Below are 18266 nucleotides of genomic sequence, written 5' to 3'. Positions count from 1 at the left end.
CACTTCGGTACACCATTGCCCGGGTACGCTCGCAGGTATCCGGGCACGCCGGCTGGCCGGTGCATGGATGCCGGCGCGCCGGGCAGGGCGAATGAAGGGTGGGTTTTCCGCTTCCCTCTGCATTACAAGGATCGACATGGACACATTCAAGGACCTTGCCGCGCGGCATGACGCGCTGATGGCCGAAGCGCAGGGCATGCGCATTCGCGACCGTGCCAGAAAGCTGCGCGTGACCGAGGGCGAACTGGTGGCGCGCCAGCTGGGCGTGACGGCCCGGCCCATCGCCTGCAAGCCGGTGGAGATCTGTCCGAAGCTGGGCAGTCTGGGGCGCATCCTGTGCCTGACCCGCAATGAATGGGCCGTGCACGAGCGCTACGGCCAGTTCCAGATGGTGGAAGTCAACCCGAAGGTGGGTCTGGTGCTGGGCACCGACATCGACCTGCGGCTTTTCTTCAGCAAATGGACCCGTGCATGGGAGGTGAACGACAACGGTCGCATCAGCCTGCAGTTCTTCGACCGGGAGGGCGTGGCCATCCAGAAAATCTTCCAGACGGACGACACCGATCTGGCCGCCTGGCAGAAACTGGTGGATGAATTTGCGCTGGCGCCTGCGGCTGGCCGGGGTGCACAGGCAGCCGATCCTTCGCCTGTGCAGGCTGCTAGCGCCGCGGTGGCCGCCGGGGCGGGAGCGCCTTCGGCGGCGGCCGTTTCGGTGGGGGCTGCCGCCCAGGCCGCTGGCATCACGCCGGAGCAGGCGGCAGCCCTGCTGGCGGTGCGTGATGCGCCGGTATTCGAGCCGCTCAAACCAGCGGTGACCGACCATGGTGCCACGCTGGACGAGGCCGCCCGCCTGCACCTGCGCAACCGCTGGCTGGCCATGACCGATCCGCACCAGCTCTGGCCCATGCTGCAGGAGCTGAAGCTGAGCCGCATCACGGCGCTGGCCAACGTGGGTGAGGATCTGTGCCAGCAGACCGACCTGCTGGCCATCGAGAAGGTGCTGCAGTACGCGTCGGAACACGAGCTGCCGATCATGGTGTTTGCCGGCAACCATGCTGCCGTGCAGATCCATGGGGGCACGGTGAAGAAACTGATGCGGGCCGGTCCGTGGTTCAACATCCTGGACCCGAACTTCAACCTGCACGTCAATACGGATGCCGCCGTGTCGTCGTGGGTGGTCAACCGTCCCACGGACGATGGTCCGGTGACTTCGCTGGAGCTGTACGCCGACAATGGCGACATCATCGTGCAGTTCTTTGGCTTGCGCAAACCGGGCAACCCCGAGCTGAAGGCATGGCGCGCGCTGATGGAGGGCCTGTGCGCGAAGCCGCTGCATCGTTGATACGATGCAGGCAGGGAGGGCTCGGTGCCATGCCTGCGTACGGCGCCCTGTCAGTACGCGAATTCGGGGCCAGCGCGGGGCGCATGGGGCAGCCGTATTCGCTTCTTCATTCCATCCATGAGGAGGACATGCCATGACCGACAGGATGCAGGTATCGTTGCCTGACCGGAGACGCAGCCTGCTGCGGGGTTTGCTGGGTGCTGCCCTGCTGACCCGGGCCGGGTGGGGATTGGCAGGTGGGCCGGCCAGTACGGCCAGTGCTGGTGCCTCCCATGTTGGCGCCTCCGGTGTCAGCGGGACTCAGGGAGGGGCAGGCCATTACGCCGTGTCCGGAGGGACGCGTGCCGGTCACGCTCCCCGTCGCATCGTTTCGATGGGTGGCACGCTGACCGAAATCATCTACGCGCTGGGGGCGGGTGACCAGCTTGTGGGTACCGACGCATCCAGCCTCTATCCACCGGAGGCGCGCCAGTTGCCGCAGGCGGGCTACTACCGCGGGTTTTCCGTGGAAGGGGTGGCCTCGCTGCACCCCGATCTGGTCATTGCCGCAGCCGAATCCGGTCCGCCACAGGCGCTGGACGGGCTGAAGAAGCTGGGCATTCCGCTGGAGCTGATCGCGCTGAAGCCCGACCTGGATCATCTGGTCGAACGCATCACCGAACTGGCGAAGGTTCTCGACAGAAAGCCCGAGGGCGAGGCGCTGGTGAAGAAACTGCGCAGGCAGGTGGCCGATGCCACCCGCATCAAACGCCCGGCGCGGGTGGTGGCCCTGAGCAACCACGTGGGGCGGATGCAGGGCGCGATACCGCCATCGACGCGCTGCTGCAGATGGTGGGTGCCACCAACCTGCTGGCCGGCAGCCACAAGGGCTACAAGCCGATGTCGGCCGAGGCCGTGGCCGCGTTGCAGCCCGATGCCATCATCACGTCACGCCTGTCGCTGGGCGATGGCGGGCTGGCAGCCTATGCCGCGCAGCCCGGCATTGCCAGCACACCGGCGGCGGTGAACCGTCATATCATCGTGCTCGATGACATGCTGCTGCTGGGCTTTGGCCTGCGTGTGGGCGAGGCGCTGCAGCAGATCAGCGAGGGGCTATCCGATCTTGGGCCGGCCCAGGGCTATGCGGATGCTGGCCATGTGGTGGGCCGGACGCCCCGATGAACCGGTTGCGCCGGGGTGAACGTCTTCGGACCGAATGTTGCGGATGGGTCGTACCGGGACTGACGAGCCGAGGTCGATGCTTCCACAGGCAAAAGGACATCCGGTCGGGAAAATCAGATCGCATTCGGCGGTCGGCATACGGCAATCAAAGGCAGCGGGTGCTGCAGAGGGAAATACAGACATGAATCTGGTGGGTGTGGGTCTGGGCGTCTGGGGCGTCATGGGTGGGCTGTTCGTGATTGCCCTGTTTGCGCTGGCACTCGTCCGAAAGATGGGACGGAACGATCCGCAGCAGAAAACCTGGGTGTTTCCGCTGGCGGTGATCGTGGTGATCTGCGCCTTTGGCCTGATGATCATGTCCGTGCTGCGGCGGGATGTGGCGCTGGATGAACAGGGCCTGCAGCTCAGCGGTTACGCCCAGTTTGCCGTGCCCTATGCCGACATGGAGCGGGTGGTGGTGTATCCGGTCAGGACGGCGGCGCCCGAGCTGCGCAACAAGGTCAGTGGCCTGGCCATTCCGGGCCTGATCCATTCGGGCTGGATTGCCTGCGATGCAAAAGTGCCGTGCTATGTGGAAGCCGTTCCCACGCCCAACATCGGTATCTACCTGAAAAACAGCGCCACCGTGACGGGCTCGAAGGGCAGTGCCCTGATCCTGCTGGAAGTGACCGATCCGCAGGCGATGGCGGCGGCACTGAAGGAGAAGGGCGTGCCGGAGAATAGCAATGTGCCGGCAGCTCATGGTGCCCCGGGTGGCTGACGCCCGGATATTTCCGGCAAGCCAATGAAACCCGCCCGCTTCACGCTCCTTCTGATCACGCTGGCCGCGCTGCTGGTGCTGTCGGCTACCGGTTCTGCGCTGAGCGGGGCGGTGCGCATTCCGCTGGAGGCGTTGCCTGAGTTGCTGATGCCAGCCCCCAATCCCCAGCTTAGCCTCTGGCGCGGCGTACTGCTCGACATCCGCCTGCCCCGCATTGCGCTGGGCCTGCTGGTGGGAGGCGCGCTGGCCGTGGCGGGGGCGGTGATGCAGGCCCTGTTTCGTAACCCGCTGGCCGAGCCGGGGCTGGTGGGGGTATCGGTGGGCGGTGCCGTGGGGGCGGTGGGCGCCATCGTGCTGGGGTACGGCCAGCAGCCGCTGGTGCTGGCGGGGGCGGCCTTTGCCGGCAGTCTGCTGGCCACGCTGGCGGCCTGGGCGCTCGGACGCAAGGCGCCGGGTTCGGCGGGCATCCTGCTGGCGGGCATTGCCATCAACGCCTTTGGGGGCGCCATGCTCGGCGTGTTCACCTACATGGCCACGGACGACCAGTTGCGCAGCCTGACGTTCTGGAACCTGGGCAGTCTGGGCACGGCCGACTGGGCCATGCTGGCGTGGCTGGCCCCCTGGACCCTTGGGCTGCTGGTGTTACTGCTCTGGCAGTGGCGGGCGCTCAACGCACTGCTGCTGGGCGAGCGCGAGGCCATGCATCTGGGTTTCGATCTGGACAGGCTGCGTGGCCGGCTGATTCTGCTGGTCACCTTGCTGGTGGGGCCGCTGGTGGCGGTGTCGGGCACCATCGGATTCGTGGGCCTGATGGTGCCACACCTGATCCGGCTGGTGGCGGGGGCTGAACATCGCGCACTGTTGCCCCTGTCGCTGCTGGCGGGGGCGCTGATTCTCACACTGGCCGACTGGGTGGCCCGGCTGGTGGTACTGCCGGCGGAACTGCCCATCGGCATCGTCACGGCGCTGCTGGGAGCGCCGGTGCTGTTCATGCTGATTCGGCAGGAGACGCGGTCATGAATCTGGTAGGGGTGGGTTGGGGTGTCTGGGCTGTCATAGGCGGAATCTTTCTGATCCTGGGCATACTGCCCCTGCTTTTCGTCCACATCATCGTTCGTGCCGATGAAAAGAAGAAATCGTGGATATTCCCGCTGGCTGTCGTCATCGTGCTTTTCGTGTTCGGATTGATGGTTTTCACTGTCATGCGACGCGATGTATCACTGGAGGCGGATGGCCTGCATATTCGTGGTTACAGCGAGATGCGGGTGCCTTACGATGCCATCGAGGATGTTGTTGTGTATGCGTCTCGCGCCGAGGCGCCCAGGCTGCGTAACAAGACCAATGGGATGGCGATTCCTGGTTCCATCTACGCGGGCTGGATCAGTTGCGATGCCAGCGTGCCGTGCTATGTGGAGGCCGTCCCCAGCCCGAACCTCGGTATTTACGTGAAAGGCAGTGCAACGGTACCGGGTGCACGGGCAGGTGCCCTGATCCTGCTTCAGGTCACCGATCCGCAGGCCATGATGGCCGCGCTGAAGGAGAAGGTCCAGCCTTCCGGTGAGAGCGACCATCGGACTGATCGGTGATCAGGTTTTTGCCGCTGATGGTGAGCGTCGGGGGGAAGACGAAAGTTGATGGATGTACGCCGAATTGGGCGTCCGCATTGTGTGTTTGCGTAGCGCACAATGAAAAGCGGGGCTTTCGCCCCGCAGACTGGTACATCTGTCTTTGCCGGCGCAAGCGCCGGCCTTCTGTTATGCGTCAGTGCACTTTATGCGCGTCTGTACGATGACGCGCTGCGCAGACTCAGTTGCTCGAATCTGATGCGTTGATGCCAGGTTGCTCCGTCGTCGCTTCCTTGCCGAATCCGTTGCGGAAGTTTACATAGCAGGTGTCATCCAAAGGTCCCGTACCAAAGGCACTGTCCGTGTTGTACTGGTAGATGTCGATGGTCTGGGCCGAGGAGTTGAACTTGAAGACTGCCTGTTGGGTACGGAAGCTTTGCAATGGTTCAACGGTTTGAGTTACACCAATCGGGGTTGGATAACGACGCATCAGGTTCAGGACCATGAACATGTTGCCGCCGACGTCCAGGCGGGAGAATACCGGAACAGGAATAGGGATTGTCTGTCCATTGGCCTGGAAATATCCTTCTCCGACATGTGCTCCCAGACCCTGCTTCAGTTGCTCCTCATTAGTCGGTCCTGAACAACCCAGAATCCGCCCGCCAGCCTGCCGTTGAACGGGCTCCTGTCGAGTGGCCTGAAGTCTGAACCGACCGGGTTGGCGCTGCGCTCCACCGCCTACAACGTCATTTCCGACCGATCCGGCAGCATCAGCCGTACACAGGCCAGAATCGACAGCAAAATGAAAGCGCAAAAACGCAGCAGCCGGATGTTGTGTCCGGCACCGCACAGCACTGCGTGAAGTGCATCTCCCAATGCCCCCTTGAGCCAGTTCCGGTCAAGTTTGCCATCGGTCTTCATGTGACCTATCGTCGGTTCGATGGCGCTGCGGCGTCTGATCATCGCCTTCAGTCCCCGGGTCACGCCTCGCCTCTGTCCTGATCGCAGGATTCTCACGCCCGGCACGTCAGCACCGCGATAGCCCTTGTCCACAACGGCAGTGTCGATACGGCAATCTCCCACAATCGACGCTTGCTCCAGTGCTTCGTACAGGGTGTGGCCGTCGTACGGCCGGCCCGGCATCGATCTTGCGCCCACAACGAAACCTTCCCTGTGCGTCGTGGTGATCGAGACCTTGACACCGAACTCGTAGGGATTTCGGGCCTTGCCCTTGCTGATGCACTCCACCTCCTGCGCATGCAGTGCGTACAGCTTGTTCCTGTCTTTCGGCTGCTGCGTCAGAATCCGTTCGGCCCGTGCCATCAGGTCATCAAGCCATTGACGCAATGGGCCGGTCACCTGCTCTCGTTGCCGGTCGATATCCCGCCATATACGCCCGACCCGTTTGCGCAGCTTGCCGAGCACATTTCGCATCCGCTTGAACTGTCTCGCATGCGCATGGCGGCCCACCTGCCTCGCCAGCTGAGGGGCCACACGACTGTAGCTCTGCCGCAGTTTCAGGCCACACGCCCTGGCAGCCTTGACCAGATGCTGTCTGGTACGTTCCAGAAGCCGGGAATCCGTTGGATGCGCAATCGCCTTCGGCATGACCGTCGTGTCCACGATCACCGTCTTGAAGCTGGATTCCTTGAGCATGCCAAGTTCCTGCGCCAGAACCAGCGTCAAAGACAGCATCTCTTCCACGCCAGCCTCGCCCAGCCTTTTGCGCCAGCGCGTCAGGCTGGACGGATCAATCGGCGGCCTGGTCTGCAGGTAGGTCTCCCCGGTGAAGACCTGCCAGTACGGGTTCTCCACCCAGGTTGCCACCACTTCTTCATCAGACAGATCGAAGGCGTGCTGCAGATACAGCAGCCCCGCAATCAGACGAGGGGACGTGGCGGGCCGCCCTGTACGGGACTTGAACTGATCCGCCACCAGTTCATCGATGCGCTCCCACTGGATCCGGTCGCCCAGCAGGATCAGCGGATGCTTCAGGTTCAGGTGATCGCGCAGCGGATACCCGAACAGCTCGCCAGTCTGTGGTTGTGATGACTTTGGACCCATGAGAACCCCGGAGAATTTGCAAGAAAACGAGCCCTATGATCGCAAATCCTGCAATCTCTGCAGGGGGGGTCCCGGGCTCAGGCACTGGGAATCAAGGGGCGAAGCGGGTTGTTCAGGATGGACTTGGTATGGCTGTCGTCTGTGCGGTTGCACATTGCCGGCGGACGGCGGCGTGGGTGGTTGCGTCCCAGTCCTCATCCAGCAGCGAGACCCACGAAGGGCGAACAGGAGGAAAGCTCAGGGTGTTTTCCTCCCGGGGGGTCCGGTTTGCTCATGTTCTTTGGCTCCATGTTAATGTTCATTTTCATATTGCTTCACCGGAGGGTGTGAGGATGACAGTACACGCCACAGGCGGCATGCCCAAGGTACGGGTGTGGAGGTCCATATGCTGAAAGCCCACGGCCTTTCCATCCACCGGGGCGGGCGGCAGATCCTTGCGGATATCGATCTTGCGTTGCCTGCCGGGCAGGTGACGGGGGTGCTGGGAGCCAACGGCACCGGCAAGTCGTCGCTGCTGGCCGTGCTGGCAGGAGAATTGCGTGCGTCGGCAGGCACCGTCACGCTGCATGACCAGCCGCTGTCGGCCTGGCCGGCGGCAGCGCTTGCCCGGTGGCGTGCCGTGCTGCCCCAGAGCCCGTCGCTGCAGTTCGATCTGCCGGTGGAAACGGTGATCGGCATGGGGACGTATCCGCACGTGCACCGCGCCGGGAAGACGCCGGCGGCGGGGACGTTGGCGGGGCGCGTCGCTGTCCCCGGGGAGCAGGTGCCTGCTGCTGCCGGGGGCACAAATGCTTCTGCCGGTGCCATGGCTGGAATTGCTGTGGCTGCCGGGAACAGGCCCGCAACCGGCGTGGCGGATGCATGGACGAAGGCCACGACCCCTGCCGGGGACTCGCTTGCCGCCGGTGCCATGGCAGCCGATGCCGCCATCCTGCAGCAGGTGCTGGCACTGGCCGATGTCGGCCATCTGTACGACCGGCGCTATCGGCAGCTATCCGGCGGGGAACAGCAGCGGGTGCAGTTTGCCCGGGTGCTCCATCAGCTGCTGCTGGCCCGCTCCGGGCCGGATGAGTACCGGGTGCTGATGCTGGATGAGCCCACGGCCAGTCTGGACCCGCATCATCAGTTGACCCTGCTGTCGGCGGTACGTCGGCTGGCCCATGAAGAGAACATCGCAGCGCTGGTGATTCTGCACGATGTGAACCTGGCCGCCGGCTGCTGTGACAGGTTGCTGCTGATCGGCGAGGGGCGCGCCGTCGCGTTCGGTACGCCGTCTGCGGTGCTGACGCCCGGCACCTTGCGTGCTGTCTATGGTGTGGAGGCGCTGGTCATGCCGCATCCGGTCCACCCGGAACGTCCGCTGGTGGTGTTTTGATTTTCAGTGGGCATCGGCCCCCCGTAGCTTCTGCACTCCCATGAACACCAGCGCCAGCACGGTCCCGGCCAGCAGGCCCGCCACCCCCTGGGCGACCGGTGTGGCCAGTCCGGTCAGCCAGGCCGGCACCTGCGTCAGTGCCTGCAGGGGCGCCACCAGATGCTCGATCTGGTGATGCAGCCACGGAAAGCCGTGCACCACGATGCCGCCCCCCACCAGGAACATGGCCATGGTGCCGGCCACGCTCAGCCCCTTCATCAGCCACGGGGCGGCGCGCAGAATGCCGCGACCGATGGCGCGCAGCGGGGCTTTCAGGCCACCCCCCTGCAGCTGGCTCAGATACAGCCCCAGATCGTCCAGCTTGACGATGGCCGCCACCACGCCATACACGCCCACGGTCATGGCCACGGCGATGAGCGCCATGACCGTGACCTGCGTGGCCAGCGGCTCGCCCTGCACGGTACCCAGGGTGATGGCGATGATTTCGGCCGACAGGATGAAATCGGTGCGGATGGCGCCCTTGATGCGGGTCTTCTCGTCGAGGGGGGCTTCGGTATGGTCGGCTTGTCCGTGATCCTCCGACTTGCCATGCAGCATGGCGTGCAGCAGCTTCTCCGCGCCCTCGAAGCACAGGAACAGCCCGCCCACGGTCAGCAGCGGTGTGACCAGCCATGGTGCAAAGGCGCTGATGGCCAGCGCCAGCGGCACCAGAATCGACTTGTTGAGCAGCGAGCCTTTGAACACCGCCCACACCACGGGCAGTTCCCGGTCCACCCGGACGCCGGAGACCTGCTGGGCATTCAGGGCCAGGTCGTCACCCAGCACGCCCGCCGTCTTGGCGCCGGCGGTTTTGGTCAGCACAGCCACATCATCCAGCAGGCTGGCAATGTCGTCGATCAGGGTCAGCAGATTGGCAAAGGCCATGTGTGTCCTTCAGTCAGTGTCTGCGCGGCAGACGCAGGGTTCCCGGAAACCCGCAATGTACCGCATGCCCGGCAGGGGTGTCGTACCGGTCTGCGGGGTGAGGAGAGGCACAATGGTCGGTTTGAGTGCTTCCCGGAATCAGTTTCAGCGTATGTTGCGCGGGTTCTCGCGTTGTCCATTGACCGCCAGAACCTTTACTTGCCGGGCAACGTCGTCTACCTCGTAGAGGACGTTCTGGCCCATCACACCGATGCGCCGGACGCCACGCCCGTATTGTGGCGTTTCTTCGTACAGACGCGGGAAATCGCTCAGGTATCTGGTGGAATCGAACACCGTTGAACAGATGCGTCCGGCCTCACGGGCCGAGACGTTTTCGATCAGATAATCGAACAGATCCAGCAGATCTTCATGGGCCTCTGCCGTCCACTTGACCTCATAGACCATCTGCTGCCGCCTCGCGGATGCGCTCTTCCAGACTGGCTCGAACTTCCTCCATCGTCAGCAAGGGGCGGCTGCTGGCGCGTGCCCGGGCAACCTTTGCTCTAACCGATTCATCATGACGTGCCTGGGCGATCTGTTCGTCGGCCAGTCTCTGCAGCATCCCCTGTAGTTCAGGCGTGTAGGTGTCCGGACGGATGGAGGGCAGATTCTCGGCCAGATCACGCAGGAAACAGGCGTTTTCGTAGTGGGTAGTCAGCGTGGTCATATCTTGACTTCCTTCGATGTGGCTATCGTACCGTTGCCGGTTGCCCCGGTCGAGAGGGAGGTGGTCCAGGAAGGGGGCGAATGGTGGCCAGGGACATGCCGCAGGGCGACAGAGGATGGAACCATCGGACCAGCGCGGAAGCGACTGATTCCATGACACGCGCCACAGGCCGTATGATGCGGGCGGGGGAATGCGCCGTCCGTCCTGGGTTCATGATTCGTCCCGGGACGACAGATGGGCGTGCCCCGGCTGGTGCATCGGGACGGGTGCGTCGAAATCGTGGTAGCCGCAACGTGGAACATTTCGTGAAACAAACATCTCCCTGGCGTCTTCGTGGAACATCCCGTGAAACAGTCATGGATGGCCGCCGGGCCTGTCTGGGCCGATTGCTGGCGCTGGCCGGTGTGGGAGCCCGTGGCCTGACTGGAGGGGGGGCGTGGCAGGTCGTGTCCGCGCAGGCGGCTTCGCCAAAGGTCTGGCTGCCGCCATACCCGGCCTCGCATCCGGTACCGGGCGGCGTGGCGGTGGTGCCGCTGGGGGCTGCCCGGCAGGTACCCCGGGTGCACTGGAAGGAAGTGCCGGTGCTGGTCATCGGATCTGCTGCAGGCTGGTATGCCGTGCTGGGCATTCCGCTGCTCATCCCGCACGACCATCTGACGCTGATCGTGTCCGGCGCGCAGGATGTGTCCGATGCACAAGACTCGCCCGGTAACGCCGCCCGGCCGGGCCAAACGGGCCAGCTCTCCCGTGAAATCCGCGTGTCCATCCAGCCCCATCAGTACGCCGAACAGCACCTGAACGTGCCGCCGGGCAAGGTCACGCTCAGCCGCGAGGCGCTGGCCCGCCACCTGCGCGAACGTCAGCGCAGTGCGAAGGTGATGGCCACTTTCAGCCGCCCGCTGCCGGTGACCATGCGGCTGGCCCAGCCGGTGCCCGGCGTGCGTTCCAGCTCCTTTGGCCTGCGGCGCTTTTTCAATGGCGAGGCCCGCAATCCGCACGGGGGCATGGACATTGCTGCGCCCGTCGGTACGCCGGTGAAGGCGGCGGCCCCCGGCGTGGTCATCGACACGGGCGATTATTTCTTCAATGGCAACACGGTCTGGTTGGACCATGGTGGTGGCATGCTCACCATGTACTGCCATCTGGACCGGATCCGCGCCCGCGTGGGACAGCGGGTCAGAACCGGCCAGGTGATCGGCACGGTGGGCAAGACCGGCCGGGTGACGGGACCGCACCTGCACTGGTCTGTGTGCCTGAATCGCACGATGGTCGATCCGGCCCTCTTTCTGAAAAGTTGATGGCTTGATGGCCGGTCCACAGGCAGACCAGTGGCGTGCGGGCCTTGTCGGGTATGTCGACTCATGCGGCATGATGCAGATCCACTGGCAGACCGTGTATGGTGGTCCGTGTCAGCTGATTCGTGGGTGTACTTGTGTGTCTGGCGGTCTCAGGGAACTGTTGTTCAGCCTTTTGCCAGCATCCGGGCAATTTCCGGATGCCACACCAGCCGGCAGCCGGTGCCCCGTTCGAGGCGCACGGCCGCATTCTGGCGAAACAGCATCAGCCACTCGTCCAGCAGGTCCGGCGGCATGTCGAACACGCAGAAGCCGGGTTCGGGCTGCCAGCTGCCCTTCGGATCCTCTCCCCGCGCCGGCAGCCAGTTCAGGCCGCTGTGCAGGATGGTGGTCTGCAGCCGCGCCTGCAGCGCATCGTTCTCCGCCCGGGCCAGTTCCTGGCCAAACGGGTTCCAGGCCGTCAGAATGCTGGCCGAGTGCGCCGCGTGGCGGTCCAGCCAGGCCAGATGAACGGCGGCGGCGTCACCGATGCGCAGGCAGACGGGCGGCTGGTCCTCGGCAAAGTAGTCCGTCTGCTCATAGGCGCGGATGGTGTCGTCCGAGGGGCGGCTGATGGTGGGCACGGGGGGCTGCTGCTGTTTCATGCGTGCGGATGATCTCCCTGGTCTGAATGAGGGGGCTGCGAAGGAACCTGAGCGCGTCATGGCGTCATTCCATGGAATCATTCTTCCCCGCGCCGGCCCCTGATTCGCGTGCTGGTTCATGCGTCCATGACATGCCCTACTTGAGCGCACGCCCGTTGGGCGTGATGACCTGGCCAGCACCCGGACCCGGCATGGCGCGATCGGCCGACGGGAACGGCTGCCCGCCACGCTGCGCGTCCGGGAAGTTGGGTGACGGGCGCAGGGGATTGACCTGTGGTGCCTCCTGCTGCGGAAAATTGGGTGAGGGACGCAGCGGATTCACACGGGGCGGCTGGTAGCGTGATTCTTCCTCGAAGCGGCGGTTGTCGAAGCGCCGGTCTTCGAAGCTGCGGTCGGGGAAGGCCGGCTCATAATAGGAGGGGCCGCGGTACACGGGGGCCGGCCGGTAGACGGGCGGCGGGGAATAGACCGGTGCCGGGGCGTAGATGACCGGCGGTTCCACATACACTGGGGCCTCTTCCACGTAGACCGGCGGATAGGCCGGCTGCTGGGCCTGCCAGCTGCGCTCGTACTCGATGACGGTGTTGCCCACCCGGCTCCGGACGCGGTACGAATTCAGCGCCTGTGCATAGCGCGGATCATTGAACCAGGGCTGGTCGCTGTAGTGGGCCACCCAGTAGGGCCCCATGACGAACTGTGTCACGGGAATGCCCACCGAAGGGGCAACGGCGGGAAGCGGCCGGCCGTTGCCGTTCACGACGATGCTGAGGCGACGGGCGTCCATCCAGCCCCGTGCGCCCCCTGCCATGACATCACACCAGGCAAAGTCGGGCAGGCACCCCATGATGTTCACCTGGGTCTGCGGCGTGAAGCGCTGCACCTGCGGGTATTCCACACTGGGCCCCGCATACAGCGGCGAGAGCTGCACCGTGAAGGCTGCCGTGACATGGCTGCGGGCCTGGGCCGGTGCTGCGGCCAGTGTGGCACCCAGCCCCAGCAGCATGCCGGTGGCCAGCAGGGAACGACGAGGGATGGAAACCTTCTGGAACATGTGTGCTCCCGGGAGAAAGGGCCGGTCTGGAAAACATGGCCCGACAGAAGAAAAAACGGGGTAGAGATTCCCGGCGTTGACGGCGGTTTGTGGGCAAATTGTTATGGTTGCGTAGGGGGGATGTGACGGGTGGGGCATGCCTGTCTCCGGCAGGGCGAAAGAGCGGGCGTTTACTGGGGCTGTGCTATTGTCAAAATCTGTGCCGACACGTCGATCTTTCCATGGCCATCCTCGCCTCGTCTGGCTCCGGTGTTTCTGCTTCCCCGTTTGCCGGATTGCCCCCTCTGCTGCAGCGCCTGGCTTCGCCGGCCTGGTGCCATCCGGGCTTTGCCCCTTATTGGCCACTGCTGCGGCGGCTGTGGCATATGGCGTGGAACGAGGCCGGATGCCCCGAGGGGCCGCTGCCCGTGTTCTGCGTCACGCCGCAGGGAGGGGTGGGTGACCAGATGACGCCGGGTACCCAGATACCTGACGGCCTGTTCCAGGGGGCTTCGGCTGTGGGGGCGCAAGCTATGGGCGCCTCGTCCACCGTGGGTCCGGATGGAGCAGGGCGCGTTTCCCGGGATGCATCCCCTGTTGACCTTCCCCTGTCCACCTGGGACACGGTGCACTGGCTGCCCTTCATGAACCGTCTGGCTGCCTGGCGGGGCCTGCGTGCGCCCGATGGCACGCCGCTGCGCTTCATGGCGGGCAGTGATGTGGGGGCGGTCGATTACGAGCGCAGCGTGGCCAGTGGACAGATTCCCTGCAAGCTGGAGGGCGCCGGGGCGCGCCATGATTTTCACAATGCGCTGGTCTGGCTGCGTTTTCCCCGGCTCAAGTCGGCCATCAACCAGCTGCATTGCCGGCAGGCCGACACCGGGCGACGCCTGCGTGAGACGTCGTTGCATGGCGGGGATGGTGCAATTGGCGAGGTTTCACGATACAGCAACGAGGCATTCTCTCATGATGCCGACGCGCCGAAGGCGAGGGGCCGGGGCGCACTGCGGGACGCATTGACGCTGCTCGATGAAAACGGCGCCCTGTGGCCCGCGGCAGACCCGGCATGGGTGGCGCTGCTGGAGGCGCGTCAGTGGACGGCGCTCTTCGTGGAGAGGCGGCAGATGCTGCTGGGAGGGAAGAGTCTGGAGGGCGATGCGATACAGATGGATTGCCTGCGACCGCCGGGTACCTTCCTCGGCTCGCATGTCCCGGTCATCGTCGGCCACGGGCTGCTGGAGAAGCTGCATCAGCCCTACAAGTCGATGACCGCCAAGCTGCTGCCCTGTTCCGATCCGCGGGGTTCGCTGGACTGGGGCACGGCGCGCCGGCTGTGGACGCTGGCCCGGGAAGGCGAGTTGCGCCCGGCCCTGTTGCAGCCACTGCCCATCCAGGGCTGGCCCGGCTGGGATCCGGCCAATGCGGATCCCGCCTTCTATCGGGACGAGAAGGTGTTCAGGGGGCCGAGACCGGCCTGCGATGTGAAGTGACGGGGCTACGGCATATGTTGAAGACTGGTCCCGGTTCCGGTCACGACGGCAGGCAGGTCACATCAGCAGCGGGCCGGCCACATTGACGGCGTGTGCCTGCATCGACAACGGCCAGATCATGACGATGGCAGCGTGGCCGCACTGGTGGCGGACAGCCGGCATCGATGGCCGCAAGCTTGCGTCGATGGCTGGCTGGTCACTTCGGTGGCAGGTCCGTCCGGGCAACAGGCCCCTTCACACGGCGGAACGAGTTCCGGCCCGTGCCGGCGCGGCGGTTCTGGCTGCCGTCGGCGCTGGCCATCATCATGCGGCTGCTGCTTCCGTCGGGAATGCTCAGCTGCATCTGGTAGGGGCTGTTCGGGTCGCCGGTCACGTTGACCGTCAGCACGATCTGCGGCGCCTTCACGTCCTCGCGTGAATGAAAGATCACGTAGGGGGATGCTTCGGGACGCATCACCGTGAAGTTCTTCGCGACCGGGGCGCGGAAGCCCTCCGGCACCTCGGTGTTCTCCACCAGGAAGGCCACGGCGGTGGCCCGGTCGTTGGGCGCGCCATCGAAGGGCAGCAGCACCTTCAGGGGCTGGCCCTGCTCGGACAGCACGATAGGCTCGCCGAAATTGACGGGATACTCGACCGCAGCGGCGTTCAGGCTGGCGCCCAGACCGACAGCGGCAACGACGGCCATCGCGGCCCGCTTTGCAACGCGATTCATCAACAGATCCTCAAAAGGGTTCCTGGTCCCCCGAACCGTTCATGCCTCATCCGGCGTGACCGTGCGGCCAGCGTGCCTGTGCTGCTGCATCCTGCACCTGCCTTCAGGCATGGGGTGACAGCCCGGCACTGTTTCAGGGGATTCTTGTGCGGCGCCAGTCTCTGCCTGCGATGCGGCCGTGTCGAGTGCCGGGGGATGAGTGGTTGGCGGGGCGGTGCGACCGTCGGTGTCGCACTTTGGTGGTCTTGTTGTGCCGGATGGCCGCAGCATGATCTGTCGGGTTGTCGCTGGTTGGTATCGGTTCTGGCATCTATTAATATTGGAGCGTGGGCTAGGGCTTCGCGGGGAACGGCATGTTTTTCCGTTCACTCCCCCCTGCCAATAAGCGAACGTGAAAAGCCCACCTTTGGTGGGCTTTTCACTTATGTAGGGGCCTGTGTTGTTGGGCGGTTGCCCGTATTGATGTAGACTCCTTGCCGAAGTCAGGGGCCACGCGGGGCGCAAGCCTCCCCCCCCTGGCGCTACGAGAGAAAAGCCCGCCTTCCCCGGCGGGCTTTTCCTTATCTGGCCTACTGCGCTCGCGGCCGCCATCAGTGATACATTCCCTCTCCGGGAGCAGACCAGACGGTCGCCGGGGCAACCCGGAGGAAAGTCCGGACTCCAGCGGGCAGGATGCTGGCTAACGGCCAGGCGCCATACGGGGCAGAAGTGGGACGGCGTCCCACCAATGCCCCCAAAGCGACGGACAGTGGCACAGAAAACGTACCGCCCGGCAGCGCAAGCGGCCAGGCAAGGGTGAAAAGGTGGGGTAAGAGCCCACCGCGCGGCTGGTGACAGACGTGGCAGGCCAAACCCCATCCGGAGCAACATCATGTAGGCACGCGACGCAGCCCCGGCTGCGCAGGGCGCCCGCCCGAGCGTGCGGGTAGATGGCTCGAGCCTGCCGGCAACGGCAGGCCCAGAGGAATGACCGTCACCTCGCCAGAGGGACAGAATCCGGCTTATCGGTCCGCTCCCCCTCCTTCCATATAAACAGTCCCCGCGTAATCACTGCCGCTGTGGCATAGCGGTTACTCACTGTCGTTTTTCTGCGGACTGTCTCATTCAGGCTGCATGCACAATCACGTCCGGTGATCGCTGCCAGCACGTGTTCTGATGGTCCATCCGGCTGCGCCGGCGCTTTCGGGCCTGTCAAGCGGCTGTTCGGGTGGTGAGCAGGCGGCGCCTGTCAATCCGCATGGCAAAAAGGCTGCAAAACCTGTCGTGCGGCTGCCATAGGGTGGCATTTTCGGCCAGAAACGGGTCGCGCCGCCGCGACGGGTTGGTGGCGGCACCACAGGGCTTCGTCATCGGGGCAACGAAACGGCTACCGTTCGTCGGCCGGAAACGCCGCCAATCGCCCCCGTTTTTTTGACAATCCTTGTAGAAGTGTTGCAAATAACAGCCAGTTACTTGATGACTTACTTGCACAGAGTTCGCTAAGTGCGTGAAAAGTGGCTGGGCGGTTGCTTTCGGAGGATGAGCGATCCTCTGTAAGTCATTGTCATAGCAAGGAAAAACGTTTTCTCCAGATTTGACGCTGTCCGTAACCCCCCGTATTCTTCGAACTGGTGGGGATTTGTGGGAAAAGGTGGGCCAGAGTGGGAAAATTCACTTCTGGCGTGCCTGATCGCACGGCTCGCCACCACCGTCCGGAAGACGGCAACAGGGGTCCTGCCCGGCTCCTGTTGCCCGAATCCAGTCACTAACCGGGTTGGGCAGCCATGTTCGAAGGGAGCTTTCCGCTATCGCTGGATGCGAAGGGTCGGTTGACGATCCCCTCGCAGTGGCGCGGCATGCTCGAAGAGCAGGGCGTGACGAAGCTCGTGCTCACCCGGCACTTTGGTGACCTCCTGCGGATCTACCCGCTGCCCGAGTGGGAGAAGGTACGCGAGCACATCGCCTCCGTACTGACTTCCAAGGACGACCGCATCCGTCGTCTGCTCATCGGCTCGGCAGAGACTGTGGAGATGGATGGTGCAGGGCGCATCCTGGTCAGCCCGATCCTGCGTCGGGCCGGCAAGCTCGACCGCAAGGTGGTGATGGTCGGTGACCTGACCCGCTTCGAGCTGTGGGATGAACAGATTTGGGAAGCCTATCTGGACCAGCAGGCTGCGGCCGGCTTGCCAGAAGACTTGGGCGACATTCCGGGCCTCTGATCATGGAAAGGGGCGCGGACATGAAACCGGACGAAATGACCCAGGGTCTGCACCTGCCCGTGCTGCTGCACGAGGCGGTGGCGGGACTGGCCATTCGTCCGGACGGGGTGTACGTGGACGGCACCTTCGGTCGGGGTGGGCACAGCCGGCAGATTCTGGCGGCCCTCGGACCGGAAGGCCGTCTGTTGGCATTGGACAGGGATCCGGAAGCAGTGGCAGCAGGACAGGCATGGGCTCGTGAAAGCGCGGACGCACGGTTCGGGATCGTGCACGCCCGTTTCTCGGCGCTCGACCGTGTGCTCGACGAGCACGGTGTGGGCCGGATCGACGGCCTGCTGCTCGACCTGGGCATCTCCTCGCCGCAGGTCGACGATCCGCGCCGGGGCTTCAGCTTCTCCGGTGATGGCCCGCTGGACATGCGCATGGATCCGACCGAGGGGGTATCGGCCTACGAGTGGCTGATGCAGGCGTCGGTCGAACAGATTACCGAGGTATTGAAAAGAGATGGTGACGAACGGTTTGCTTTTCCGATTGCAAAGGAGATTGCTGCTCGCCGCGACCAGACCGACGGCCAGGGCATTCAGACAACACGACAGCTTGCCGATCTCGTGGCGGGGGTCATCCGTCGGCGGCAGAAGAATTCGGCGAAAAATCCGGCCACACGCACCTTTCAGGCTCTACGGATTCACACCAATGACGAAGGCGGCGAACTCGCGCGGATCCTGAACATCGCCCTGTCGCGCCTGAAGCCATCCGGCCGTCTGGCGGTGATCAGTTTCCATTCCAACGAGGACCGTGTGGTCAAGCAGTTCATCGCCCGCCATGCCGGCCGGGATGCCGAGCGTCACCCCGTGACCGGTGCCTGGCTGGCCGAGCCGCTGCTGAAGTCCGTCGGGCGCTGGCTGCCCGGCGAGGCCGAGCAGGCGGTCAATCCGCGGGCACGCTCGGCCATCCTGCGGGTGGCCGAGCGGCTGCCGGCGGCGGTGCACTGAGGGGGAAC

General features: G+C 64.4%; 18 protein-coding genes, 1 other RNA gene and 2 pseudogenes. 13 read left to right on the top strand and 8 right to left on the bottom strand.

The features are described from left to right. The first annotated feature begins 136 nt into the window (after positions 1-136). The 7 genes and pseudogenes from EHV23_RS08475 (at position 137) to EHV23_RS08450 (ending at position 4849) form a co-directional block, all read left to right on the top strand. On the top strand, positions 137-1342 hold the full coding sequence (locus tag EHV23_RS08475; protein WP_158615895.1) for a hemin-degrading factor: 1206 nt from the start codon (positions 137-139) through the stop codon (positions 1340-1342). 133 nt (positions 1343-1475) lie between these two features. Next, a pseudogene (locus EHV23_RS16625) lies at positions 1476-2021 on the top strand (ABC transporter substrate-binding protein); the annotation flags it as partial. A gap of 149 nt (positions 2022-2170) precedes the next feature. Continuing rightward, a pseudogene (locus tag EHV23_RS16620) lies at positions 2171-2314 on the top strand (heme/hemin ABC transporter substrate-binding protein); the annotation flags it as partial. A gap of 30 nt (positions 2315-2344) precedes the next feature. Beyond that, positions 2345-2503: a hypothetical protein gene (locus EHV23_RS15575; protein ID WP_203229047.1), complete on the top strand. Its 159-nt coding sequence runs from the start codon at positions 2345-2347 to the stop codon at positions 2501-2503. Between the two features lie 181 nt (positions 2504-2684). Continuing rightward, complete coding sequence (locus tag EHV23_RS08460) at positions 2685-3263, top strand: hypothetical protein (RefSeq protein WP_125095695.1); 579 nt, start codon at positions 2685-2687, stop codon at positions 3261-3263. Positions 3264-3287: 24 nt separating this feature from the next. Further along, on the top strand, positions 3288-4283 hold the full coding sequence (locus EHV23_RS08455; RefSeq protein WP_125095694.1) for a FecCD family ABC transporter permease: 996 nt from the start codon (positions 3288-3290) through the stop codon (positions 4281-4283). Continuing rightward, positions 4280-4849, top strand: coding sequence for a hypothetical protein (locus EHV23_RS08450; protein WP_125095693.1), 570 nt, complete (start codon positions 4280-4282; stop codon positions 4847-4849). The genes EHV23_RS08455 and EHV23_RS08450 overlap by 4 nt, the downstream gene beginning before the upstream one ends. Before the next feature lie 220 nt (positions 4850-5069). On the opposite strand, the gene EHV23_RS08445 is transcribed toward EHV23_RS08450, so the two are convergent. Both EHV23_RS08445 and EHV23_RS08440 read right to left on the bottom strand, forming a co-directional pair. Continuing rightward, on the bottom strand, positions 5070-5333 hold the full coding sequence (locus tag EHV23_RS08445; RefSeq protein ID WP_125095692.1) for a hypothetical protein: 264 nt from the start codon (positions 5331-5333) through the stop codon (positions 5070-5072). 233 nt (positions 5334-5566) lie between these two features. Then, on the bottom strand, positions 5567-6892 hold the full coding sequence (locus EHV23_RS08440; RefSeq protein WP_125095691.1) for an IS5 family transposase: 1326 nt from the start codon (positions 6890-6892) through the stop codon (positions 5567-5569). A 385-nt stretch (positions 6893-7277) separates the two neighbouring features. Here EHV23_RS08440 and EHV23_RS08435 point away from each other — a divergent pair, with 385 nt between their 5' ends. Continuing rightward, on the top strand, positions 7278-8267 hold the full coding sequence (locus EHV23_RS08435; protein ID WP_125095690.1) for an ATP-binding cassette domain-containing protein: 990 nt from the start codon (positions 7278-7280) through the stop codon (positions 8265-8267). A gap of 3 nt (positions 8268-8270) precedes the next feature. Here EHV23_RS08435 and EHV23_RS08430 read toward each other — a convergent pair whose 3' ends face one another. From EHV23_RS08430 to EHV23_RS08420, 3 genes are all read right to left on the bottom strand, one after another. Continuing rightward, positions 8271-9191 carry a DUF808 domain-containing protein gene (locus EHV23_RS08430; RefSeq protein ID WP_125095689.1) on the bottom strand — a complete coding sequence of 307 codons (921 nt, stop codon included), beginning with the start codon at positions 9189-9191 and terminating at the stop codon, positions 8271-8273. Positions 9192-9335: 144 nt separating this feature from the next. Then, the gene (locus EHV23_RS08425) at positions 9336-9635 is read right to left on the bottom strand and encodes a type II toxin-antitoxin system RelE/ParE family toxin (RefSeq protein WP_125095688.1); all 300 of its coding nucleotides are present in this window, start codon (positions 9633-9635) and stop codon (positions 9336-9338) included. Beyond that, positions 9625-9897 (bottom strand): plasmid stabilization protein, encoded by a 273-nt coding sequence (locus tag EHV23_RS08420; protein WP_125095687.1) that lies wholly within the window; start codon positions 9895-9897, stop codon positions 9625-9627. Before EHV23_RS08420 ends, EHV23_RS08425 begins: the two co-directional genes overlap by 11 nt. Before the next feature lie 356 nt (positions 9898-10253). Here EHV23_RS08420 and EHV23_RS08415 point away from each other — a divergent pair, with 356 nt between their 5' ends. Then, positions 10254-11195, top strand: coding sequence for a peptidoglycan DD-metalloendopeptidase family protein (locus tag EHV23_RS08415; protein ID WP_125095686.1), 942 nt, complete (start codon positions 10254-10256; stop codon positions 11193-11195). Between the two features lie 164 nt (positions 11196-11359). Here EHV23_RS08415 and EHV23_RS08410 read toward each other — a convergent pair whose 3' ends face one another. Further along, on the bottom strand, positions 11360-11836 hold the full coding sequence (locus tag EHV23_RS08410; RefSeq protein WP_125095685.1) for a DUF3293 domain-containing protein: 477 nt from the start codon (positions 11834-11836) through the stop codon (positions 11360-11362). 136 nt (positions 11837-11972) lie between these two features. Further along, on the bottom strand, positions 11973-12887 hold the full coding sequence (locus tag EHV23_RS08405) for an SH3 domain-containing protein (protein ID WP_125095684.1): 915 nt from the start codon (positions 12885-12887) through the stop codon (positions 11973-11975). Between the two features lie 221 nt (positions 12888-13108). Here EHV23_RS08405 and EHV23_RS08400 point away from each other — a divergent pair, with 221 nt between their 5' ends. Then, positions 13109-14356, top strand: coding sequence for a DUF3025 domain-containing protein (locus EHV23_RS08400; RefSeq protein WP_125095683.1), 1248 nt, complete (start codon positions 13109-13111; stop codon positions 14354-14356). Positions 14357-14552: 196 nt separating this feature from the next. Here EHV23_RS08400 and EHV23_RS08395 read toward each other — a convergent pair whose 3' ends face one another. Further along, positions 14553-15068, bottom strand: coding sequence for a hypothetical protein (locus tag EHV23_RS08395; RefSeq protein ID WP_125095682.1), 516 nt, complete (start codon positions 15066-15068; stop codon positions 14553-14555). Positions 15069-15680: 612 nt separating this feature from the next. On the opposite strand from EHV23_RS08395, the gene rnpB reads away from it, so the two are divergent. From rnpB to rsmH, 3 genes are all read left to right on the top strand, one after another. Then, positions 15681-16088: RNase P RNA component class A (gene rnpB, locus EHV23_RS08390), an RNA gene on the top strand. Positions 16089-16831: 743 nt separating this feature from the next. Beyond that, positions 16832-17266, top strand: coding sequence for a division/cell wall cluster transcriptional repressor MraZ (mraZ, locus tag EHV23_RS08385; protein ID WP_125095681.1), 435 nt, complete (start codon positions 16832-16834; stop codon positions 17264-17266). A gap of 35 nt (positions 17267-17301) precedes the next feature. After that, positions 17302-18258, top strand: a complete 957-nt coding sequence (gene rsmH / locus EHV23_RS08380; protein WP_203229027.1) for a 16S rRNA (cytosine(1402)-N(4))-methyltransferase RsmH — start codon at positions 17302-17304, stop codon at positions 18256-18258. Positions 18259-18266: the final 8 nt, after the last annotated feature.

Origin of the sequence: Lautropia dentalis (genome assembly GCF_003892345.1) — a bacterium.
GTDB lineage: Bacteria > Pseudomonadota > Gammaproteobacteria > Burkholderiales > Burkholderiaceae_E > Lautropia > Lautropia dentalis.
This window is presented reverse-complemented; position numbering and strand designations above follow the sequence as displayed.